A 16,637-nucleotide genomic window follows, 5' to 3' on the forward strand; every position below is an offset into this window, starting at 1 on the left:
CTCACTCGCCCTTCCACAGCAGACGGACCGTGTAGTTGGCCTCGCCGCCGGCCTTGGAGATCGCGAGATTGCCGACTTCGCCAGTGGCCTTGACCCCGAATGTCAGCTCCATCTCGGCCGGGCGCCGTTCCAGTCCCATGGCCGCCTCGACGAAGACCCGCGCGTTGGCCTGGATCACCTGAACGAGCGCCTCCTCCAGGCTGGATCTGGCGGCCGCCACCGATGTACGAATTCGGTCGCCGAGACCGGCCTTGATCAGTTCGTCTTCGACCTCGTCGTCGATTTCGTTCTCGACCTCCACCAGGAGGTGTCCCGCGCCGTGGGTGTCGAACTGAAGGTACTGGGTCATCGGGAGAACTCCTGTCGCCATGCGCATCGGGTGAGGTAACAGCCCAGCCGTACGCCGTCCCAGTCCAGCCAGCCGGTGAGGGCGCAGCGCTGGCGGGAGAACATCCACACGGACAGGGTGGGTTCCGGCTCGGGGCCGTGGATCGTGATGAGTGCCTGGTACGGCGTTTGCTGATCGACGCGGACGGTGACTGGAAGCTCGGCCCCGCCGTCCTCGCGCAGGACGCCGCGGATTGTCCCGCCCGGCACCTTGGTGAGTGTCAAGGTGCCGTGGGCACCGTCGCAGTACAGGTTGAACCGGCCGGCGAAGTCGGCGGGCCGCACCGGTCCGGGGAGCAACGGTCCCAGTGTGTACGGGGGGTGTCGTCGGGCGAAGAATCCGAAGGGCTGACCCTTCCAGTCCGACTTTCCGGCCAGGCCGATGCCGCCTCGCCCGAAGGCGTATCCGGTGAAGAGCTGTTCGTCCAGCTCATTGAAGTCGGCGACGGTGATTCTCACACCGAGCGCGGGTCCCGGTCGGAACGAGACGGTGGCCGGGAACTCGCCCTCCGTGCGGTCGTAGCTGACGAACCGCGCCCGCACCTCGTCCCCGGTTCCGGCTCGCAGGCTTAGCCGACAGCGCCAACCGTCGTCGTAGAAGGCGTAGTCGCCCGCAAGATCGCGTGGTTCGACTGGGGCAGGCCGACACAGCAACCTTTCGGTGAACACCGATACCCCCAATGCCGCGAAACGATCCCGAAAGCCGGTTTGCCGAAGCCGCCTCCGGTGGAGGCGATCCCACAATAGGCCGGGTAAGTCATGTTCCGGGCGTGTGTGTCCATCTCTAACAGAAACCAGGAGCGTTGTGATCACTGCTTCCCATCTGCGGACCTATGTAGTGAATTTGACACGCCGAAAGGATCGCCGACGATGTATGGAGGCCGTGCTCCCGCCGGAGCTGCGCGTCACCTTCACCTCTGACTGGCAAGGCCCTTTCGATGGGCGCGACCTCACCGTCGTCGGCTTGCAGCAGCACGGCTACCGGCTGTTCCCGTGGCGGATCCCCTCCGACCGAGCGTGGTGGAATCGCTCGCTCAGATTCGGCGAGATCGGTTGCACCCTCAGCCACCTCGCCTGCTGGCGGGACGCCGCCGCGAAGACGGAGCCCTATGCGATGGTCCTGGAGGACGACGTGGTCCTGATACCCGACTTCCTCGACGTACTCCTCGACGAGCTGAACCGACTGGCCCTGCATGGTCCCGTCTTCGACCTCCTGTATCTCGGGCGTTGTCCGACCGGTGCGACCGGGCCTGGTGTTCCCTGGGTTCAGTTACGCCACCATCGGTTATCTCGTTTGCCGCACCGGCCTGGAAACGATGCTCAACGCACGCCTCGACCAGGCGATCCTGCCCGTGGATGAGTTCCTGCCCGCTCTGTACACCGAGCATCCGCGGCCCGACGTCCGGGCACGCTTTCCCCGGCGGCTGACCGCCCTGGCCTTCGACCCGCCGCTCGTGACGGACCTGCCTGCGGACGGGGAGGACAGCGACACCCGGGACTCAGCCCTCGCCCAGCTGCCCGCAGGCGGCGGTGATGATCCGCTGTAGGTATAGGCCGTGCTGTGCGTTCAGGGGATGCTCTTCGCCGCCACGCACCAATCGGGCGAACTCCGTGGTCAGTGTCGCCCAGGAGTCGGGGCCGACCACAGGTGGGTCCAGCGACGCCGCACCGCGGCGACCGCAGACGACGAAACGGCAGACCGGTTCTCGCACCGGCACGCGGTGGGACAGCGACACCTCGCTCACGGCACCTCCCTCGTGTTCCAGTAGCAGTCCGCTCCAGTGCTCCACCGTGCCGTGCGCGCGCACGCCCTGTACCCGGCCCAGGGCTGCGTCCATCAGGTCGATGACGTGTGGCCCCAAGTCGCCGATCGCGCCCAGTTCGCGCCGCCAGGGTGTGGCGGACGGCCCGTGCAGAGCGCCGCCCGACAGCCAGGCAGCCTGTCCCCCGAACGGCTCGACCTTCGCTGTACGGGCCAAGTAGGACCGCACGGTGCCCGAGTACCGCAGGATCAGCACGAGTTGGGACCTCACACGGGCGTCTCCGATTGCCTCGGCCAGCCTCTCGGCACCGGTTAGGTCAGCGGCGAGAGGCTTCTCCAGCAGCAGTGCCCGGCCCGCCTTGGCAGCGAGCACGCCCAATTCGGCTTGTACCGATGGCGGTACCGCGAAGGCCACCGCCTCGCATGCGTCCAACAAGTCCGGCAGTCGGGCGAAAGCGGTCGTGCCGAAGCGGGCGGCCAGCGACTCGGCCGACGCAGCTCGGCGGGACCACACACCAGCCAGGCGTGTGTTCGGTCCTGCGCGGAGTGCGGGGGCATGGGCCCGCCACGCCCAGGCGCCGGCACCGAGCAAGCCGACCGGCAGCGCCCCCATCAATCGGGTTGATCGGTGAAACAGAAGGTGACGACGGTGATGGGTACTGCCGTTCGGTGCGGCCTGCGGTGGTGCGGCAAAACGGCTCCTGCGAACACGAGTACGCCGTCGTTCAGCGACAGTTCGGAGCCCCCGGTGTGCCCTCCGGGCTCTACCAACCTGGACAGCCGCTCGGCGGGGACGCCGACCATCTCAGGGTGCAGGCACAGGGGTTCCGCAGGTCCGTCGAGCAGCGCGATCACGGTGTACGGGCAGCGGACCTGATCGTGATGGAGACCGAGGAAGTCCCCCTGCTCGTAGTAGAGGTAGTTGGACTGCACTGGTCGCAGCGGCCGACCGGTCAGGGCGTGCACCCGGGGTTCCAGCCGCTCGTGCAACGCTTCCCTGCGCGGCCCTTCAAGGCTGTACCAGAAACGCGCAGGGCCGAGAAACTGCTGTCCGTCCACCACGCGCCAGTCGGGTCGGTCCGTCCTGCGGGCCTGCGCGCGGTGGCACGTGGCCTCGGCAAGGAGGTCGTTCCTCTCGGCCTCGGCGATCAGATCATCTGACACCATGCAGAGCGGGGACCCGTGCGCCACCGATGACACTGACATCGTCTGCTCCTTGGCTGGCCGACGCCTTGGACTCTCTCTGGGGGAGCGTGCTTCTCATATCGGGCCCCGTCAATGGCTCAGGCGACCAACAGACTCCTGGCGCCGACTGGCCCGTATTCCGCGAGCACATGGATGATCGAGGGGTTAACCAGGCCGTGCCGAGTCACTGGCGCCTTCCAGTTCTGGACTTCCACGGTCACCCCCTCGGCGGTGAACCGAGCGAGGTCCAGGTATGAGGCGCCCGGACGGCCAGTCAGATACATGGTGCCTCCGACCTCCTTGACGAGCCAGAGCACCAGTTCGCCCTTGGCTCCTCGCACGGGTAGCTCGGATGCGCGCACCACGGGCCGGGACACCTGCAGCAGCGCGAACGTGGCACAGAGCGGGCGCCAGCACACCGCCTCGATGGTGTCGGCGCGATCGGCGTAGACCTCTTCCACGAAAGGCGACACGGTACGCCAGTGGGGGCGACGGCCATAGCAACTCTGCAGCGTCCGGCGGTGCTTGGCCCACCCGTTGTTGAGCCCAGCCTCACGCCAGGGCACGTCACGCGATCCTCTGGCGGGCAGTCTGAGGACGACCGGCCGCCCGTCAGGCGTCTCGACCAGGGTCCGGTCCTCCCACTTCGTCGAGGACCGGGCGAACTTCACGTTGTCCAGCCAGATGAACACATCGGCGGCCATGATCCGGTTCCATACATGGGTTCTGGCCCAATAGGTGGGCTGGAGCATGGCCACCCTCATCGCGGGAAGCCTTCGTCGACCAGGCGCAGGATGCGAAAAGCCTCGGCGTACGGGACTCCGATCGTGCTGCCCCGAAGCCTGGCCCAGGCCGTGACGACCTCCGGTTCCGCCACGGGCCGTCCGGCCTGCGATCCCTGATAGCGTTTCACCGCTTCGATCTTGCGAGAGCAGACCTCGGAAATATCCACGTAGCAGTTGAGTTCGTGCTCGTGTCCATCCTGCCCCCAGACGGATCCCGGATATTCGTACGAGGCCACCATCCGTGCGACATACCCGTACCGGGACATGGGCCGGGTAGCACTCACTCCGGTCTCGAAGACGACTACATGATCCTGATGATGAGAGGGGGCCGGGATCAGGACATGTGAGGGTCGCTCGGCATGCAGAATGCCTTCAACGCGGCGCACCAGTTCCCGGCGGTCCAGCGAGAGCAGCCGAGCTTCCCACTCGGCACTGTGGAGAACGACATAGCGAAAGCCGAGCAGCTCCGCCACGGCGTCGATCTCGATGTCTTTGTCCCGGGGTGCGACCGCGAAGACGACCAGGGGGTCTTCGGCGAGGGCCAGCACTCCTCCGCAGCCCAGCGTCTCGTCGTCCATATGAGGGGCGAGCACCAACAAGTCGGCCATCTGCCTTCCCGAAGTCCCGGCGGACCGGCTGTCCCGCATCACCATCCCGCACCGGGAACCGGCCGTCCACCCGTCTGGCCTATGTCAAAAGGGCCCACCTACTGGGTGTTCGGGGCCAGAACCACACTGCTCCCTGTACCTTCCCTTCCTCCGCCTCGGGAGATCGTCGGCCATGTCCGCCCCACTCGCCGCCACCCGGTCCACAGTTGCGGGCACCGTCAGACCGCACGGCTCACCACCGCTGCGCTAGCGGCTGCTGTGCTCGGCTTCTTCGTCATCACCCTCGAGTCTCGGCGAAGCTGTTGGCTCACCGGTCGACTGGCTACGTGGAAGCGACTCGCGTTGGTGGGAAGGGCGCCGAGGGCGGTGGTGGCCGTGAAGGTGTCCTCGGTGATCCGCTGTTGGAACCTGCTCGGCGAGCGGACGCCTGGCATCGGGAGCTGCATCGACGCCCGGTCTCGGCTGAGTCGCTGCGGAAAGAGCTGCGGGTCGGTGCGGACCGGTCGAGACGTAGGTGGATCTGGTGCGTGCAAGCCGTAACGGCGGTGTCCGAGGCTGAGTTCCGGGAACAGTCCGAGCCCGGCCATCACAGCGGCGACGGTGTTCACCGACACCGGTCAGCCCTGGCGGACCAGTTCGATGAAGACCCTCAGCGAGCTGTAGGTGCCGCCGGAGCGGTCGAAGACCTCCCTGACCTCGTCTTTCAGGCGCGGCCCGCGCAGCTCACGCCGGGCGGGCTGCCGCGTGCGCCACTTGTAGAACCATGACTGGCTCACGCCCAGCGCGCGGCAGGAAACGGTGTGCGGGATGCCGTACTCGGTCCTCTGGTTGCTGATAACCCCGGCCACGGTGGCGGGGGCCGCCGCAGCTACTTCACCCAGAGGCACATGCAGCGTTTGAGGACATCGTGCTCCATCGCCAACTCCTTGTTTTCTTTGGCCAGTTCTGCGTTCTTCCTGCGGAGCCGGGCCAGTTCCTCCCGCTCGCTCTCGGTAAACCTCGCCGTCCCCGCCCGGCCGACGAGTCCGCGAGATGCAGCTCGCCAGCGTCGTCTCGTTGATCCCGAGGTCTTTCGCGAACTGAGCGATCGGTTTCCCCGTCTCCGCGATGATCCGCACAGCCCCTACTCGGAACTCCGGCTCAAACTTCCGACTCTTCTCTGCCGTGACCATCAACTTCCCCTACAGTCACGGGCTTCAGCTACGAGGGGAGCGACACGCTCATGCTCCTCTGCCTGACGTGCCACCTTGCCGCACTTGGGGCCGTAACCATGGCGAGCACATCAGCACGCGGCGCTTGGCTGGTTCCGCCGAGGTTGCGCAGAACCGATGACGGTGCGTGACGGGGGTGCCATCATGGGGGCGTCGCGGGTTTCGCCCGATTCCCCCTAGCGAGGAGCGGCTCTGTCCTCATCGATGAACGGCTGGAGTCGACCGTTGCCGCTCGGTGCGCCGCAGGCTACCGAGCAGATTCACTTCGTCGCTGCGCCGCTTCTTGCCGGGGCTGCCATCGCGACTGCTGGTGTGCTCGGGGCGGACGGGTCGCGGTTCAGGTGGCCTGGTCCCTCGATGTTCTTTCTGACGGTCTCTGCGATTGCGCTCATCGCGAGCGTCCAACTGGCCTTTCGGGGGAGGGGATATCTCTACAGCCCGGGCGAGCTACGCGGCTGGTGGACCGACGAGTCGGCGCCGGCGGAGGAACTGCTGCGGCAGGAGCAGCGTGATGATTTCGCACTGTGGCTGCGGTGGATGCACCGGGCCGCCACTGCCTACAACCTGGGGATCGTCCTGCTCGGCTGTGGAATGCTGGGCCTTCTGGCGCCGCCGGAGAGCGCCTCGGTCCAACACGCGTGGTCCCGCTGGGCGGGTGTCGGCGCGGCCACACTCGGCACAGGATGGGAAGCCGTAGCCCTGGTGAGGGCGATGTGGAAGAGGCACCGTGGCGGGAGCTGATGCGGGAGGGCCCGTGAGCCAACCCTTTCGCGATCCGAACATCTCGTTCAACGCGGCCTACACGAATGCCGAGTCCCGCTGCCATCTGTGCGACCACCGCGTCGACGCCCTGGGTAACCGCCATGATCCACGCTGTCTGGCTGGGCACCTGCCCGGGTGGTTGTGCACTTGGACCGCCGGGATGATCTCTCCCTACACCAAGGGATACGTGCTGGACTGCGCGTTGCACTACGGCGATGCGCTGGGGCCGATGCCCAACATGATCGAGCGGGAGCCGGCGGGATACGAGTGCCCCTGCTGTGTGGCACCCGTCGTGACCGCCTTGGTCCCGGCGGGGAGGCGACTGCACACCGCGCTGGCATTCGTTGAACACACGGGCGACTGCCCGCTGGTGCTGGTTCCTGTGTCGGGAGTGGCCGGACTGCACCTCAGCGGTCAGGCCGTGCCGGAGGACCTGCTAAATGCACTTCCCGTACGGAGGTGGTCGTCTTCTAACGCGCTCCAGGACATCCGCGCCGCCGCCTCGGCGCTAGCAGCGAGCGTTACCGCAGACAACCGATGCTGTCCGCTCTGCGCAGGGCGGCTGCACGGTCCCGGAGGAGGACCCGTCCATCGGGCGCGATGCGCAGCACGCTCCATTCCGGACATCGGCCAGGCACTCACCGCGGGAGACCTCTTGGACACCATCAGCCGTCACGCTGCGAGATGAGCCGCTCGATTCCAGAGATCATACGCATGACCGACTCCACGCTGTCCCTGGCGTGCGCCCCATAGGTCTCAAAGTCTGCGAGTGCTGCCCGCGCATAGAGGAGTGCCTCCTCATAGTGACCCCCGACGCCGAAGAGAGTAGAGATCTCCTGCTTGATATGCCCGGCCTGATAGCGGTCACCCTCGAACTCGAAGAGTTCGATCGCACGATGAAAATGAGCAATAGCCAGGGGTGTCTCGGTCGTCACCCGTGCGGCGAGCATGCCGAGTTGGGAGTAGCCGACGGCACGATGATGCACGTCCCCCTCAGGTTGCAGTGCGATGTACGCGGTGTACCTCTGCGTAGCCTCCAAGTAGTTGCGGATCATCAATTCTGAGTCCGGCTCGACCGTCTTGGAGAGGTTGATGAAGCGCTTGAAGGAGACCGCGGCGAGCTGCTCGAGGCAGTTGATTCCATTTTCGCGGTCACCCAGTTGAGTGCTCTGTAAGTAGCAGTGTTCGGCTTCATTCAAACCCACCGGGTCCGTTCTGCGACGATGGACGTTCCCGAGCATGAACAGAGCGCTGGCCTCTTGTTTCGGGTCCTTGACGCTGCGGTAGATCTCGACGGCCTCCCGGATGGCTGTCAGTGATTCACCTTCCTGTTCCAGGAGTGACAGTGCTTCGCCTCGCGCCTTTAGGGCATTCGCCAAGGAGTAGGAATGCGCAACGGCGTCCGCATCGGCGGGCCGGGTGCGCAGTTGGTCTACAAGTGAACCTGCGAGGCTCACTATCTGCCTCCAGTCACGCCTGGTTGCGGCGACGTCGATCCGGTAGTGGATCAGGGTCTTCCAGAGATCCTCACGTCCGGGCAGAGGTCTCAGCTCTTCATCGAGCAGCAAAGGGGTGATCTCGGTGACGACCCGGTCCCAGTCTTCGAGTCGTCCGTTGGACCGGTAGAGCAGCCGCAGCCCTTCTGCGATATCCGGGATGAAGCCCCACCACTGATGCCTGATCGCGAGCTTCAGGGCGTGGCCAAGATTGTGTTCCTCCGCCTGGAATATCGTCAGGAACATCGATCGCATGGAGGACTCCTCCGCCATGGCGTACTGCGCTGTGGATCCCATCTGGGCGTATGCGCCCACGAAGCAGTAGACGACGTCGCGGCCCGATCCGGAGGCGGTGGAAACGAAGGTGTCCTTAAAGATCTTTGCCAAATGCCATGCGAACGCTGGATGGATATAGTATGCATTCTGCAGTGGTTGGTCGTTTATTTTCCAGGGGGTCAGCAGTCCGCCCTCCATGCAGCGAGACAAAAGGGGGGCGATACTTTCAGGGTGGAGGTTGGTAAGGGAATGGAGCGGATGATCTTCGTCGAGCACAACTTCCCTTAAGTTGTACTCGGGAGGCTCGTTTCCGGGATAATGCTCCGCGAGGACGGGGTTCATGGCGAGGAGTTGGGTGCCATCAACGAATTGCCGGAACAGGGAAAGTGTAGCGAGGAACCGTCGTTCCGGCGGCGAGAACTCCTTCGTCAGGAACTCATTGACGGCCGCCGCAGCCCTCTCCGAAGAATCGGCTTCGTCCCCGACCGAAGCCTCACCCGAGCGTAGCCGGGAGACGAGCCCGTCGATGTCCTCTTTGGTCAGCGAGTCCGACTTCAGCGCCTGGGACAGCACGGTGATGATGGTGAAGGGATTGCCCTGGGTATAGCGCAGGAAATCCAGCCATTTCGCCGCCCCGCCGAAGTCTGCACCAAGGCTGCGGGCCACGGCCCGGGCCAACTGAAGACGTTCCATCAGAGGCATGGGATCGAGTGCCACCCGGAACACCGCATCCTGCAGCCAGGGCTCAGGACGGCGGGAGACGATGAGCGTCCTTCCTCCGGCGCCCCGGAGCTCGGCAAGGAAGTCCACAAGCTCGGAACGCGGGCCGTACTCGAGTGTCAGGTCGTCCTCACGATCCGTGGCCAGCTCGAAGCTGTCCCAGATCCATAACGGCCGGAACTCGGCCACGAGGCTCTTCGCGAGCTCCCGCCGGTTCTCCGTGAACAGATGGGGCCTGACGCCACGGGCGTCAAGTACGTGCTCGAAAGCCGTGCAGACTTGTTCGGCGAGGCTGCGGACGGATTGCCCCAACTCGAAGGATGTGTAGAGCATGGGCCCCTTGGTACCGCCCGTACGTGCGTACCATCGGGCGAACTCCGCGGCGGTGGCGGTCTTCCCCTCGCCAGCGTAGCCATGCAGTAGCACGGTCGGATGCGAGGTGAAGGCACGATCCAGATCGAATAGGGCATCGTCTCTGCCAAGAAAACCGAAACGGGGCCGGGCGGTGAGTTCCGGGGACCGAGCATCCTCGGGCGGTGTCACGGGTGCGCGCCCGGCGATCTCGAACAGGGCGAGCGGACTGCCCTCATAGACCACGGGCACGATCCAGTCCTGCAACGGCCGGGCGCTGGACGTCACCTCCCGTAGTGGGCGCTCTGCCAGCTGCCTCCGGCCGGAGGTCACGGCCTCGCCGAGAGTCTCGCTACCGAGGAGCGCGGCATAGACATCGCCGATGAATTGGGCCGCCGTGACAACGTAGATGTTGTAACGCATCGCCAACACACCCGCGACACCCGCTTCGCACACCTCCTGAGCGAACGATCGGTAGATGTGAGCGACGCTGTCGTCACCCTCATCCTTGTCGGGTCCGGCAGTCTCGAAGGAATCGCGCCGAGCGGAGCGGCAGGAGTTGAGAAGAAGGATGGGAACTTCGTTGTGCCGGAGTAGCCGGCCCATTGTGCTTCCATCGATGAATTCCCCGATACGAGGGGACGTGCTCTCGAACGCTATAAGCCCGCGCGGCAGGCTATCCGGAGAATCGCCCGGATTCTCCCAGCCACCGTGGCCGTCGAAATGGACGACATGGTACGGTCGCCCGCTTTCCGAGGCCGTTTGAAGGATCGATGCCAGCCGGGCGAAGGTCGGTGGGCGGAGGACGTCGATGGCGACTGAGGGCGTTGCATGGAACTGATCCACTATGTGCCTGGCCACGGCGCGGAAACCCACGTCACTCTTTCCGGCTGGACGGCATATGGCCAGGAGGATTCTGATGTGCTCGCCCTGGGGGGTTGATATTCGCGCCGGGGAGGATCCGGGATAGGTCCTGACGAAAGCTGCTACGGACAGCGAGAGAACCCGGCCTGTCTCTGGATCGAGCATGCATTCCCAGGGAATATCAGGGGTCTGACTGCCTTCGGTAACCTCAATCCTGGTCTCGCCGAGGCAAGGTCGTATGATCGACCAGATATATCGCGCCCTCGGCGATCCGAACACCTCAGAGAATAGACTCTGCCCCATCTTGCGCAGTCGTTCCTCAATTCGTTTCGCCATTGCAGGAGCCGGATCGGCAGGGTACTTGAGATAATCTTCGAGATACCAGCGAATATTCTGGTCGTCTTGCCCGGTGGTACCGAAAGTGAAATCTGAATTCGCTATCTCGATCTGACCGGAATCCGCAAGGGCAAGATTGACGGAGATTCCCGTCTGGGCTCTAGTGAGCGAGATACGGAGAGTGAGCATCGTGGCGCCTCCACTGTCCGCCGGAGTGATGGACGGGCGGAGTGAGGAAATCATACGGATCCGCAGACGCGGTGAACAGGTGAGGGCCACCCTCGAAACTTGGTGGCTCCTACATAAAATGCGCGGCAGTATCGCTCGCATCAGCAGCCTCGTCCGGGCCGCCCGCGCGCTTCTACCTCAACGTCTCAACCTGAGGCTGAAAAGGATGAGTAGTTGATCGTTAGTCGTTGAGCGACTCCGGTTACCGGTGCGCCGTTTCTGTCGGCGACGGGTGAGATCGTGGTTCTGGATCACTTTCCGGATGCTGTTGGTGATCTCTAAGTTGCCAACCGCTGGCAGAGCTGCAGGAATTGGCCGGGTGAGCGGGGTCGGCATGATGTGGATGTGCCGGGTGGGAAGCAATCGCTGAGGCGGATGATGTTGGCGCCGGCGGCGGTCAGGACGTGCTGAACGTGAGTCTTTGCCAAGCCTCGATAGCGACATCGCCGCAGCCCGCGGGCGTGAACCGTCTCGGAGGCCGTCGCCTCGCATCCTGCGCGGATCGCATAGCGCCGCCGCCACTGATCGGTCTTCTGCTCGCGACGGATTCCGGTCTGGATCTCCTGTTGAGGCTGGGGCAACAGGAAGATGTGGCGTCCCTTGCCGTCGACGTTGCCGGTGCACCGAATCCGGTCATCGCACTCGCGGCAGGCCCTGCGCGGGAAGAGCACGGACAGCCGGAGATGACCGTCGCCGAGGGTGGGCTTCCAGGGCAGGCTGGTCACGCCGTGCGGACACGTCAAGGTGCGGGCCTGCCAGTCGATTTGGACGTCTTCCTTGGCAAAGCCCGGCCGCTGTCCGGCTCTCGGGTCGTCGCGGACGGGCCCGAACAGGGTGATGCCCCACCGCTGTTGGGCTCGATAAATACTGTCTGGGCCGCTGTAGCCGCCATCGACAACATGCTCGAGATGCGTGAAGCCCTGGCCGGTCAGGCCCTGATGGATGCGGTCGAGAGCGTCGATGTCCTGCTCGGGCGCCGGGCGGGTAACGACCTGCACGACGACGTTGGGACCCGCCTTGGTGCAGGTCCCGCTTTGGTGGTCGCGGTAGCCGATCCAGTCGCGTTGCCCGGCAGCTGTGACCTTCTGGCTCGTCGTCGGTTTCTACGGGGAGCCGCAGAGCCCAGCCCAGACCCAGACATGGCGGATACCCGAGCAAGAAGACGCATGCAGACCAGATCTCTCCGAAGAGGCGGAACAGGTGGCCATGTAGCTGACGGTTGTGTCCGGAGACGACGGTGAGTCGGTGGACCCGACCCGACCCGAGCCGGCCGGGCTGGACGAGACGCCTGCCCCGTCCGCCCACTTCGCCATCGGCACCCGGCCGGCGGCTTCGTGCGTTCCCGAAGTGCGCTCGTCGCGATCGGCATGGTGTTACTCCTCGCCCGGTGGCTCAGTGGTCGTGACCGGGTGGGGCCCGGTGAGTGTCGAGAGGATGGCGGGCGGCCCCTGGACGGCGGTGCGCTGCATATGGTGCAGCACGCTGCGGATGCCGCCGAGCTCCTCACCGCCGCCCGCCCGGCCGGGGCCGCCGTGCACGGTGTGCGGGAGCGGCGAGCCGTGGCCGGTGGACTCCCCGGCGTCGGTGCGGTCGAGGAGCAGCAGGCGACCGTGCCATGGGGCGGCCCCGAGCACGGCCTCGCGGGCGAAGCCGGGGTCGTGGGTGACGACCGAGCCGACGAGGCTGCCTTCTCCGCGTGCGGCCAGCGCGACCGCATGGGCGGCGGTTCCGTCGTACGGCAGAAGGGTGCTGACGGGGCCGAACGCCTCGACCTCGTGCGGCTCGGCCCGGTCGGGGTCGTCGCAGCGCAGCAGCAGCGGCGGGAGAAAGGCACCGCGTTCCCTGTCACCGTCCAGCACCTCGAACCGGTCGGGGTCGCCGTGGACGACGCAGGCCGCCGCCGTGAGCGCCTTGACTGCGCGCAGCACCTCCTCCCGTTGCCCGAGTCCTGCCAGCGGGCCCATGGTCACTGCGGGATCGGCGGGGTTGCCGACGTGTACGCCGCCGAGCGCCGCGCACACCGCGTCCTGTACGTCGTCGATGAGGCCGGCGGGCACCAGGGCGCGGCGGATCGCGGTGCACTTCTGCCCGGCCTTGACGGTCATCTCGGTGACCAGGGTCTGCGTGAACAGGTCGAACTCGGGGGTGCCAGGGGTGGCGTCGGGCCCCAGGACCGCGCAGTTCAGGGAGTCGGCTTCGGCGTTGAAGCGGACGGCGCGGCCGGCGACGACCGGGTGGCTGCGCAGGGTGCGGGCGGTCGCGGCGGATCCGGTGACGCTGAGCACGTCCTGTCCCGTGAGCGCGTCGAGGATGCCGTCCGGTGGGGCGCAGATCAGCTGGACGGCGCCTTCGGGGAGGATGCCGGACTCGATGATGCGGCGGAACACCAGCTCCGTCAGGTAGGCCGTCTGGCCCGCGGGTTTCACCACGGACGGCAGGCCCGCCAGCAGAGCCGGCGCGAGCTTTTCCAGCATGCCCCACACGGGGAAGTTGAACGCGTTGATCTGCACGGCCGCGCCCTGCCGCGGCACATGGACGTGGCGTATCGCGAAGGTGCCCTGTTTGCCGATCGGTTCCATGTCGCCGTCGGGCAGGACATGCCCGTCGGGCAGCTCTTTGGCGCCCTTGCCGCCGTAGACGAAGAGCACCGCGATGCCGCCGTCGACGTCGAGCACGGAGTCGCGGCGGGTCGCTCCGGTGCGGGTGGACAGTGCGTGGAACTCGTCCGTGTGCGCGGCCAGGTGCTTGCCCAACGACTTGATCAGGCCGGCGCGCTGGTGGAAGGTCAGCTCGCGCAGGGCCGGGCCGCCCGCCTCCCGCGCGTGGCGCAGCACGGCTGCGGCGTCGACGGCTCGCTCCGAGAGCCGGGCCACCTCGGCGCCGGTCGCAGCGTCCAGCAGGGGACGCCCCTCGTCGGGTGCCTCATACCAGTCACCGGCAAGGTAGCTGTGCAGTTTCGCGGCCACGGCGGGCCCACCTTTCGTGCTCTCAGCGGTCGATGGCTCTCAACGGTCGATGCGCCGGAGATCACGCAGATAGCGCGCGCCGGCGTCCCGGTAGGTGCGTACGGCGTACTCCACCCAGGAGGGATCGACCGGTGTCCCGCGCAGCCGTACCGGGACGCCGAGCGCCATGGTCCTGGGCGGGACCTCGAAGTCCTCCGGGACCAGTGCGGCGGCGCCGACCACCGCACCCTCGCGCACGGTGGCCCGGTTCAGGACGATGGAACCGGACCCGATCAGGCAGCGGCGCTCCACGGTGCAGCCTTCCAAGTGGGCGTTGTGGCCGACCACGCACTCGGGTCCGATCACGGTCGGCCACTGCTCGGTCGTGTGCAGCACGGTTCCGTCCTGGATGCTGGTGCGGGCGCCGACCTCGATACGACCGCCGAGGTCTCCGCGCAGGACCGCCCCGGGCCAGACGCTGGCCTCCGCGCCGATCGACACGCACCCGATCACGACGGCATCCGGGTGGACGAAGGCGCTGGGATCGATGTCCGGCTCGTCGGGTCCGAGGGCGTAGACCGGCATGGCTGCCACCTCGCTCGTCCTGGTCGGCCGACCCGCCGACGCGGCAACACTCTACTGATATTTTCCGTAACGACAAGATATTGTGTAAGGAGGGGCGGGCTCCCTGAGGGGAGGCGCGGCTCCGGGCCGTAATGCCGGAGCGTCCTGGATACGCTGATCACGTCGATGTCACGCGACGGCGTGATACATCGGATCGGCCGGCAGCAAGGGAAGTGAAGGACCATGGTGAATCGTGCGTCGCGCGGACCGGGCCGTGCCGACCGGGCCGCCGCGGGGAGCGCACGGCCGGTGGTCAGCCGGCGCCGGGAGGTCGGTGACGTCAGCGCACGGTCGCTGCTGACGACCATGCTCGGCGAGTACGTACTGCCCAAGGGCACCCCGGTGTGGACCTCCGCGCTGGTGGACGCGCTGGCGATGTTCGGTGTCGAGGAGAAGTCGGCCCGTCAGTCGCTCGCCCGGATCGCGGCAGAGGGCTGGCTGGTCTCCGAGCGGATGGGACGCCGCGTCCGCTGGGCGCTCACCCCACCGGGGCGGCGGCTGCTGACCGAGGGCGCGCAGCGCATCTACGACTTCGGCAGCGGGGAGCGCCCCTGGGAAGGCACCTGGCTGGTGGTCCTCGTCTCGGTGCCGGAGGCCAAGCGGGACCTGCGGCACCGGGTGCGCACCCGGCTCACCTGGGCCGGCTTCGGCTCCCCGGAGCCCGGGGTGTGGATCACGCCCCACGCCGACCGCGAGGCGGAGGCGCTCGGCGTCCTGAAGGAACTCGGGCTTGCCGACGACGCGATGTCCTTCTCCGCGACGTACGGTGCCGTGGGCAGCGAGGCGGCCATGGTGGCCCGCGCCTGGGACCTCAGCGAGGTGGAGGACCGCTACGAGGCGTTCATCGACGAGTTCACCGGGCTGCGCCCCGCCGACGGTGACGCCGTCCTGCACGCTCAGACCATGCTGGTGCACGAGTGGCGCCGCTTCCCGTTCCTCGATCCGCGGCTTCCGTCGAAGCTGCTGCCCCCGGGCTGGAGCGGGGCCAGGGCGGCCGACCTCTTCCACAGCAGGCACGCCGAGTGGAGTCCGGTGGCGCTGCGGCGCTGGGAGGAGCTGGCCGAGGGGCACGGCGAGAGGTGAGATCGCGCGGGCGCACCGCACCGTACCGCCCGGCTTACCGGGGTGGCGTGGTACGGGGCATGGCGCTAGGCCCCGCCGGTCGGCAGGCGCGGGGCGGCGCCGATGACGCCTGTCTGCTGACCCATCGTCATGTCCTTACACTCCGAGGCCCGGGAAGACCTTGGCCGCGTTGCCGGACAGCACGGCACGCACGGTGTCCGCGGGCAGGCCCAGCGCACGCAGTGCGGCGATGTTACGGGAGGCGCCGGGCACCCCCGGCCAGTCGGTGCCGAAGATGCACCGGGTGGCCAGCCTCGCCAGGCCGAACCGGGCGTAGTACTCGGGCAGTTTCCGCGGCGGCAGTCCGGCGAGGTCCAGCCAGACGTTGGGCCTGGCCAGGGCGAGGAACGCCGCGGTGTCGTACCACCAGCCCCGCCCGCCGTGGGCGAAGACGAACTGCACGTCCGGGAAGTCCTCCACGGCGTCGAGCAGGAGCTGCGGATCACCGTACCGGGCGCGGGCACCCGGGAAGCTGGAGGTGCCCGAGTGCACGACGACCGGGACGCCGCGTTCGGCGCAGAGCGCGTACAGCGGGTAGAACTCCTTGTCGGCCGGGTCGAATCCGCCGTGCACGGGGTGCAGTTTGAGCGCGACCGCGCCCAAGTCCAGCTGGCGTTCGGCCTCTGCCACCAGCGGGTGGTGCAGGTGCGGATTGACGTTTGCCACCAGGCGGAAGCGGACCGGGTTGTACGCGACGATCGGCAGTAGGTCCTCGATCGGCTGGATCCCGGTGGCGCGTGGGCTGTACTCACAGAACAGCAGCGCACGGTCCACGCCCTCGGACTCCAGCAGGGCGTCCAGCCGCTCGGGAACGGGGTCGCCCCGCTCGTCGTAGGCGTCGCGCCACGGGTGGTCGCCGGAGAACGTGTCCGCCCACTCGAACCAGGCCGGTTTGAGTGTGGACAACCTTGGGGCGTGGACGTGCGCGTCGACCACGATCTCGCCGTCGATCACTGCGCCTCCTCGGGATGTGCC

16 protein-coding genes and 1 pseudogene are annotated in these 16,637 nt (G+C 66.8%); 4 read left to right on the forward strand and 13 right to left on the reverse strand.

Annotated elements, in window-relative coordinates; genetic code table 11:
- Nucleotide 1 precedes the first annotated feature (1 nt).
- On the reverse strand, nt 2–349 hold the full coding sequence (locus ACTWQR_RS39920; RefSeq protein WP_443232158.1) for a CU044_2847 family protein: 348 nt from the start codon (nt 347–349) through the stop codon (nt 2–4).
- Complete coding sequence (locus ACTWQR_RS39925; RefSeq protein ID WP_443232159.1) at nt 346–930, reverse strand: hypothetical protein; 585 nt, start codon at nt 928–930, stop codon at nt 346–348. The genes ACTWQR_RS39920 and ACTWQR_RS39925 overlap by 4 nt, the downstream gene beginning before the upstream one ends.
- Nucleotides 931–1,261: 331 nt before the next feature.
- On the opposite strand from ACTWQR_RS39925, the gene ACTWQR_RS39930 reads away from it, so the two are divergent.
- Entirely contained in the window at nt 1,262–1,747 is a 486-nt protein-coding gene (locus tag ACTWQR_RS39930) for a glycosyltransferase family 25 protein (protein WP_443232185.1), read from the forward strand.
- Nucleotides 1,704–1,934 carry a hypothetical protein gene (locus ACTWQR_RS39935; protein WP_443232160.1) on the forward strand — a complete coding sequence of 77 codons (231 nt, stop codon included), beginning with the start codon at nt 1,704–1,706 and terminating at the stop codon, nt 1,932–1,934. The genes ACTWQR_RS39930 and ACTWQR_RS39935 overlap by 44 nt, the downstream gene beginning before the upstream one ends.
- Here ACTWQR_RS39935 and ACTWQR_RS39940 read toward each other — a convergent pair.
- The 6 genes and pseudogenes from ACTWQR_RS39940 to ACTWQR_RS39965 form a co-directional block, all read right to left on the reverse strand.
- Complete coding sequence (locus ACTWQR_RS39940; protein ID WP_443232161.1) at nt 1,887–2,762, reverse strand: Gfo/Idh/MocA family protein; 876 nt, start codon at nt 2,760–2,762, stop codon at nt 1,887–1,889. The two genes, ACTWQR_RS39935 and ACTWQR_RS39940, sit on opposite strands and share 48 nt — an antisense overlap.
- Nucleotides 2,762–3,355 carry a hypothetical protein gene (locus tag ACTWQR_RS39945; protein ID WP_443232162.1) on the reverse strand — a complete coding sequence of 198 codons (594 nt, stop codon included), beginning with the start codon at nt 3,353–3,355 and terminating at the stop codon, nt 2,762–2,764. Before ACTWQR_RS39945 ends, ACTWQR_RS39940 begins: the two co-directional genes overlap by 1 nt.
- A gap of 77 nt (nt 3,356–3,432) precedes the next feature.
- Complete coding sequence (locus tag ACTWQR_RS39950; RefSeq protein WP_443232163.1) at nt 3,433–4,086, reverse strand: WbqC family protein; 654 nt, start codon at nt 4,084–4,086, stop codon at nt 3,433–3,435.
- A gap of 8 nt (nt 4,087–4,094) precedes the next feature.
- Nucleotides 4,095–4,772 carry a PIG-L deacetylase family protein gene (locus ACTWQR_RS39955; RefSeq protein ID WP_443232164.1) on the reverse strand — a complete coding sequence of 226 codons (678 nt, stop codon included), beginning with the start codon at nt 4,770–4,772 and terminating at the stop codon, nt 4,095–4,097.
- Between the two features lie 572 nt (nt 4,773–5,344).
- Complete coding sequence (locus ACTWQR_RS39960) at nt 5,345–5,614, reverse strand: hypothetical protein (protein ID WP_443232187.1); 270 nt, start codon at nt 5,612–5,614, stop codon at nt 5,345–5,347.
- 207 nt (nt 5,615–5,821) lie between these two features.
- A pseudogene (locus ACTWQR_RS39965) lies at nt 5,822–5,899 on the reverse strand (hypothetical protein); the annotation flags it as partial.
- A 396-nt stretch (nt 5,900–6,295) separates the two neighbouring features.
- On the opposite strand from ACTWQR_RS39965, the gene ACTWQR_RS39970 reads away from it, so the two are divergent.
- Nucleotides 6,296–6,679 (forward strand): hypothetical protein, encoded by a 384-nt coding sequence (locus ACTWQR_RS39970; protein ID WP_443232165.1) that lies wholly within the window; start codon nt 6,296–6,298, stop codon nt 6,677–6,679.
- Nucleotides 6,680–7,365: 686 nt separating this feature from the next.
- Here the strand turns inward: ACTWQR_RS39970 and ACTWQR_RS39975 are convergent.
- The 4 genes from ACTWQR_RS39975 to ACTWQR_RS39990 form a co-directional block, all read right to left on the reverse strand.
- Nucleotides 7,366–10,932: a CHAT domain-containing protein gene (locus ACTWQR_RS39975; RefSeq protein ID WP_443232166.1), complete on the reverse strand. Its 3,567-nt coding sequence runs from the start codon at nt 10,930–10,932 to the stop codon at nt 7,366–7,368.
- Nucleotides 10,933–11,249: 317 nt separating this feature from the next.
- Entirely contained in the window at nt 11,250–11,969 is a 720-nt protein-coding gene (locus tag ACTWQR_RS39980; RefSeq protein ID WP_443232167.1) for a transposase, read from the reverse strand.
- 375 nt (nt 11,970–12,344) lie between these two features.
- On the reverse strand, nt 12,345–13,937 hold the full coding sequence (gene paaZ / locus ACTWQR_RS39985) for a phenylacetic acid degradation bifunctional protein PaaZ (protein ID WP_443232168.1): 1,593 nt from the start codon (nt 13,935–13,937) through the stop codon (nt 12,345–12,347).
- 39 nt (nt 13,938–13,976) lie between these two features.
- Entirely contained in the window at nt 13,977–14,501 is a 525-nt protein-coding gene (locus tag ACTWQR_RS39990) for a gamma carbonic anhydrase family protein (RefSeq protein ID WP_443232169.1), read from the reverse strand.
- A 222-nt stretch (nt 14,502–14,723) separates the two neighbouring features.
- Between ACTWQR_RS39990 and ACTWQR_RS39995 the strand changes: the two genes are divergently transcribed.
- A complete protein-coding gene (locus tag ACTWQR_RS39995) occupies nt 14,724–15,623 on the forward strand; it encodes a PaaX family transcriptional regulator (RefSeq protein ID WP_443232170.1) in 900 nt (299 codons plus the stop codon).
- A 135-nt stretch (nt 15,624–15,758) separates the two neighbouring features.
- Here the strand turns inward: ACTWQR_RS39995 and ACTWQR_RS40000 are convergent, their stop codons facing one another.
- Nucleotides 15,759–16,616 (reverse strand): amidohydrolase family protein, encoded by an 858-nt coding sequence (locus ACTWQR_RS40000; RefSeq protein WP_443232171.1) that lies wholly within the window; start codon nt 16,614–16,616, stop codon nt 15,759–15,761.
- Between the last annotated feature and the right edge of the window lie 21 nt (nt 16,617–16,637).

The organism is Streptomyces sp. 2A115 (genome assembly GCF_052245575.1).
GTDB lineage: Bacteria > Actinomycetota > Actinomycetes > Streptomycetales > Streptomycetaceae > Streptomyces.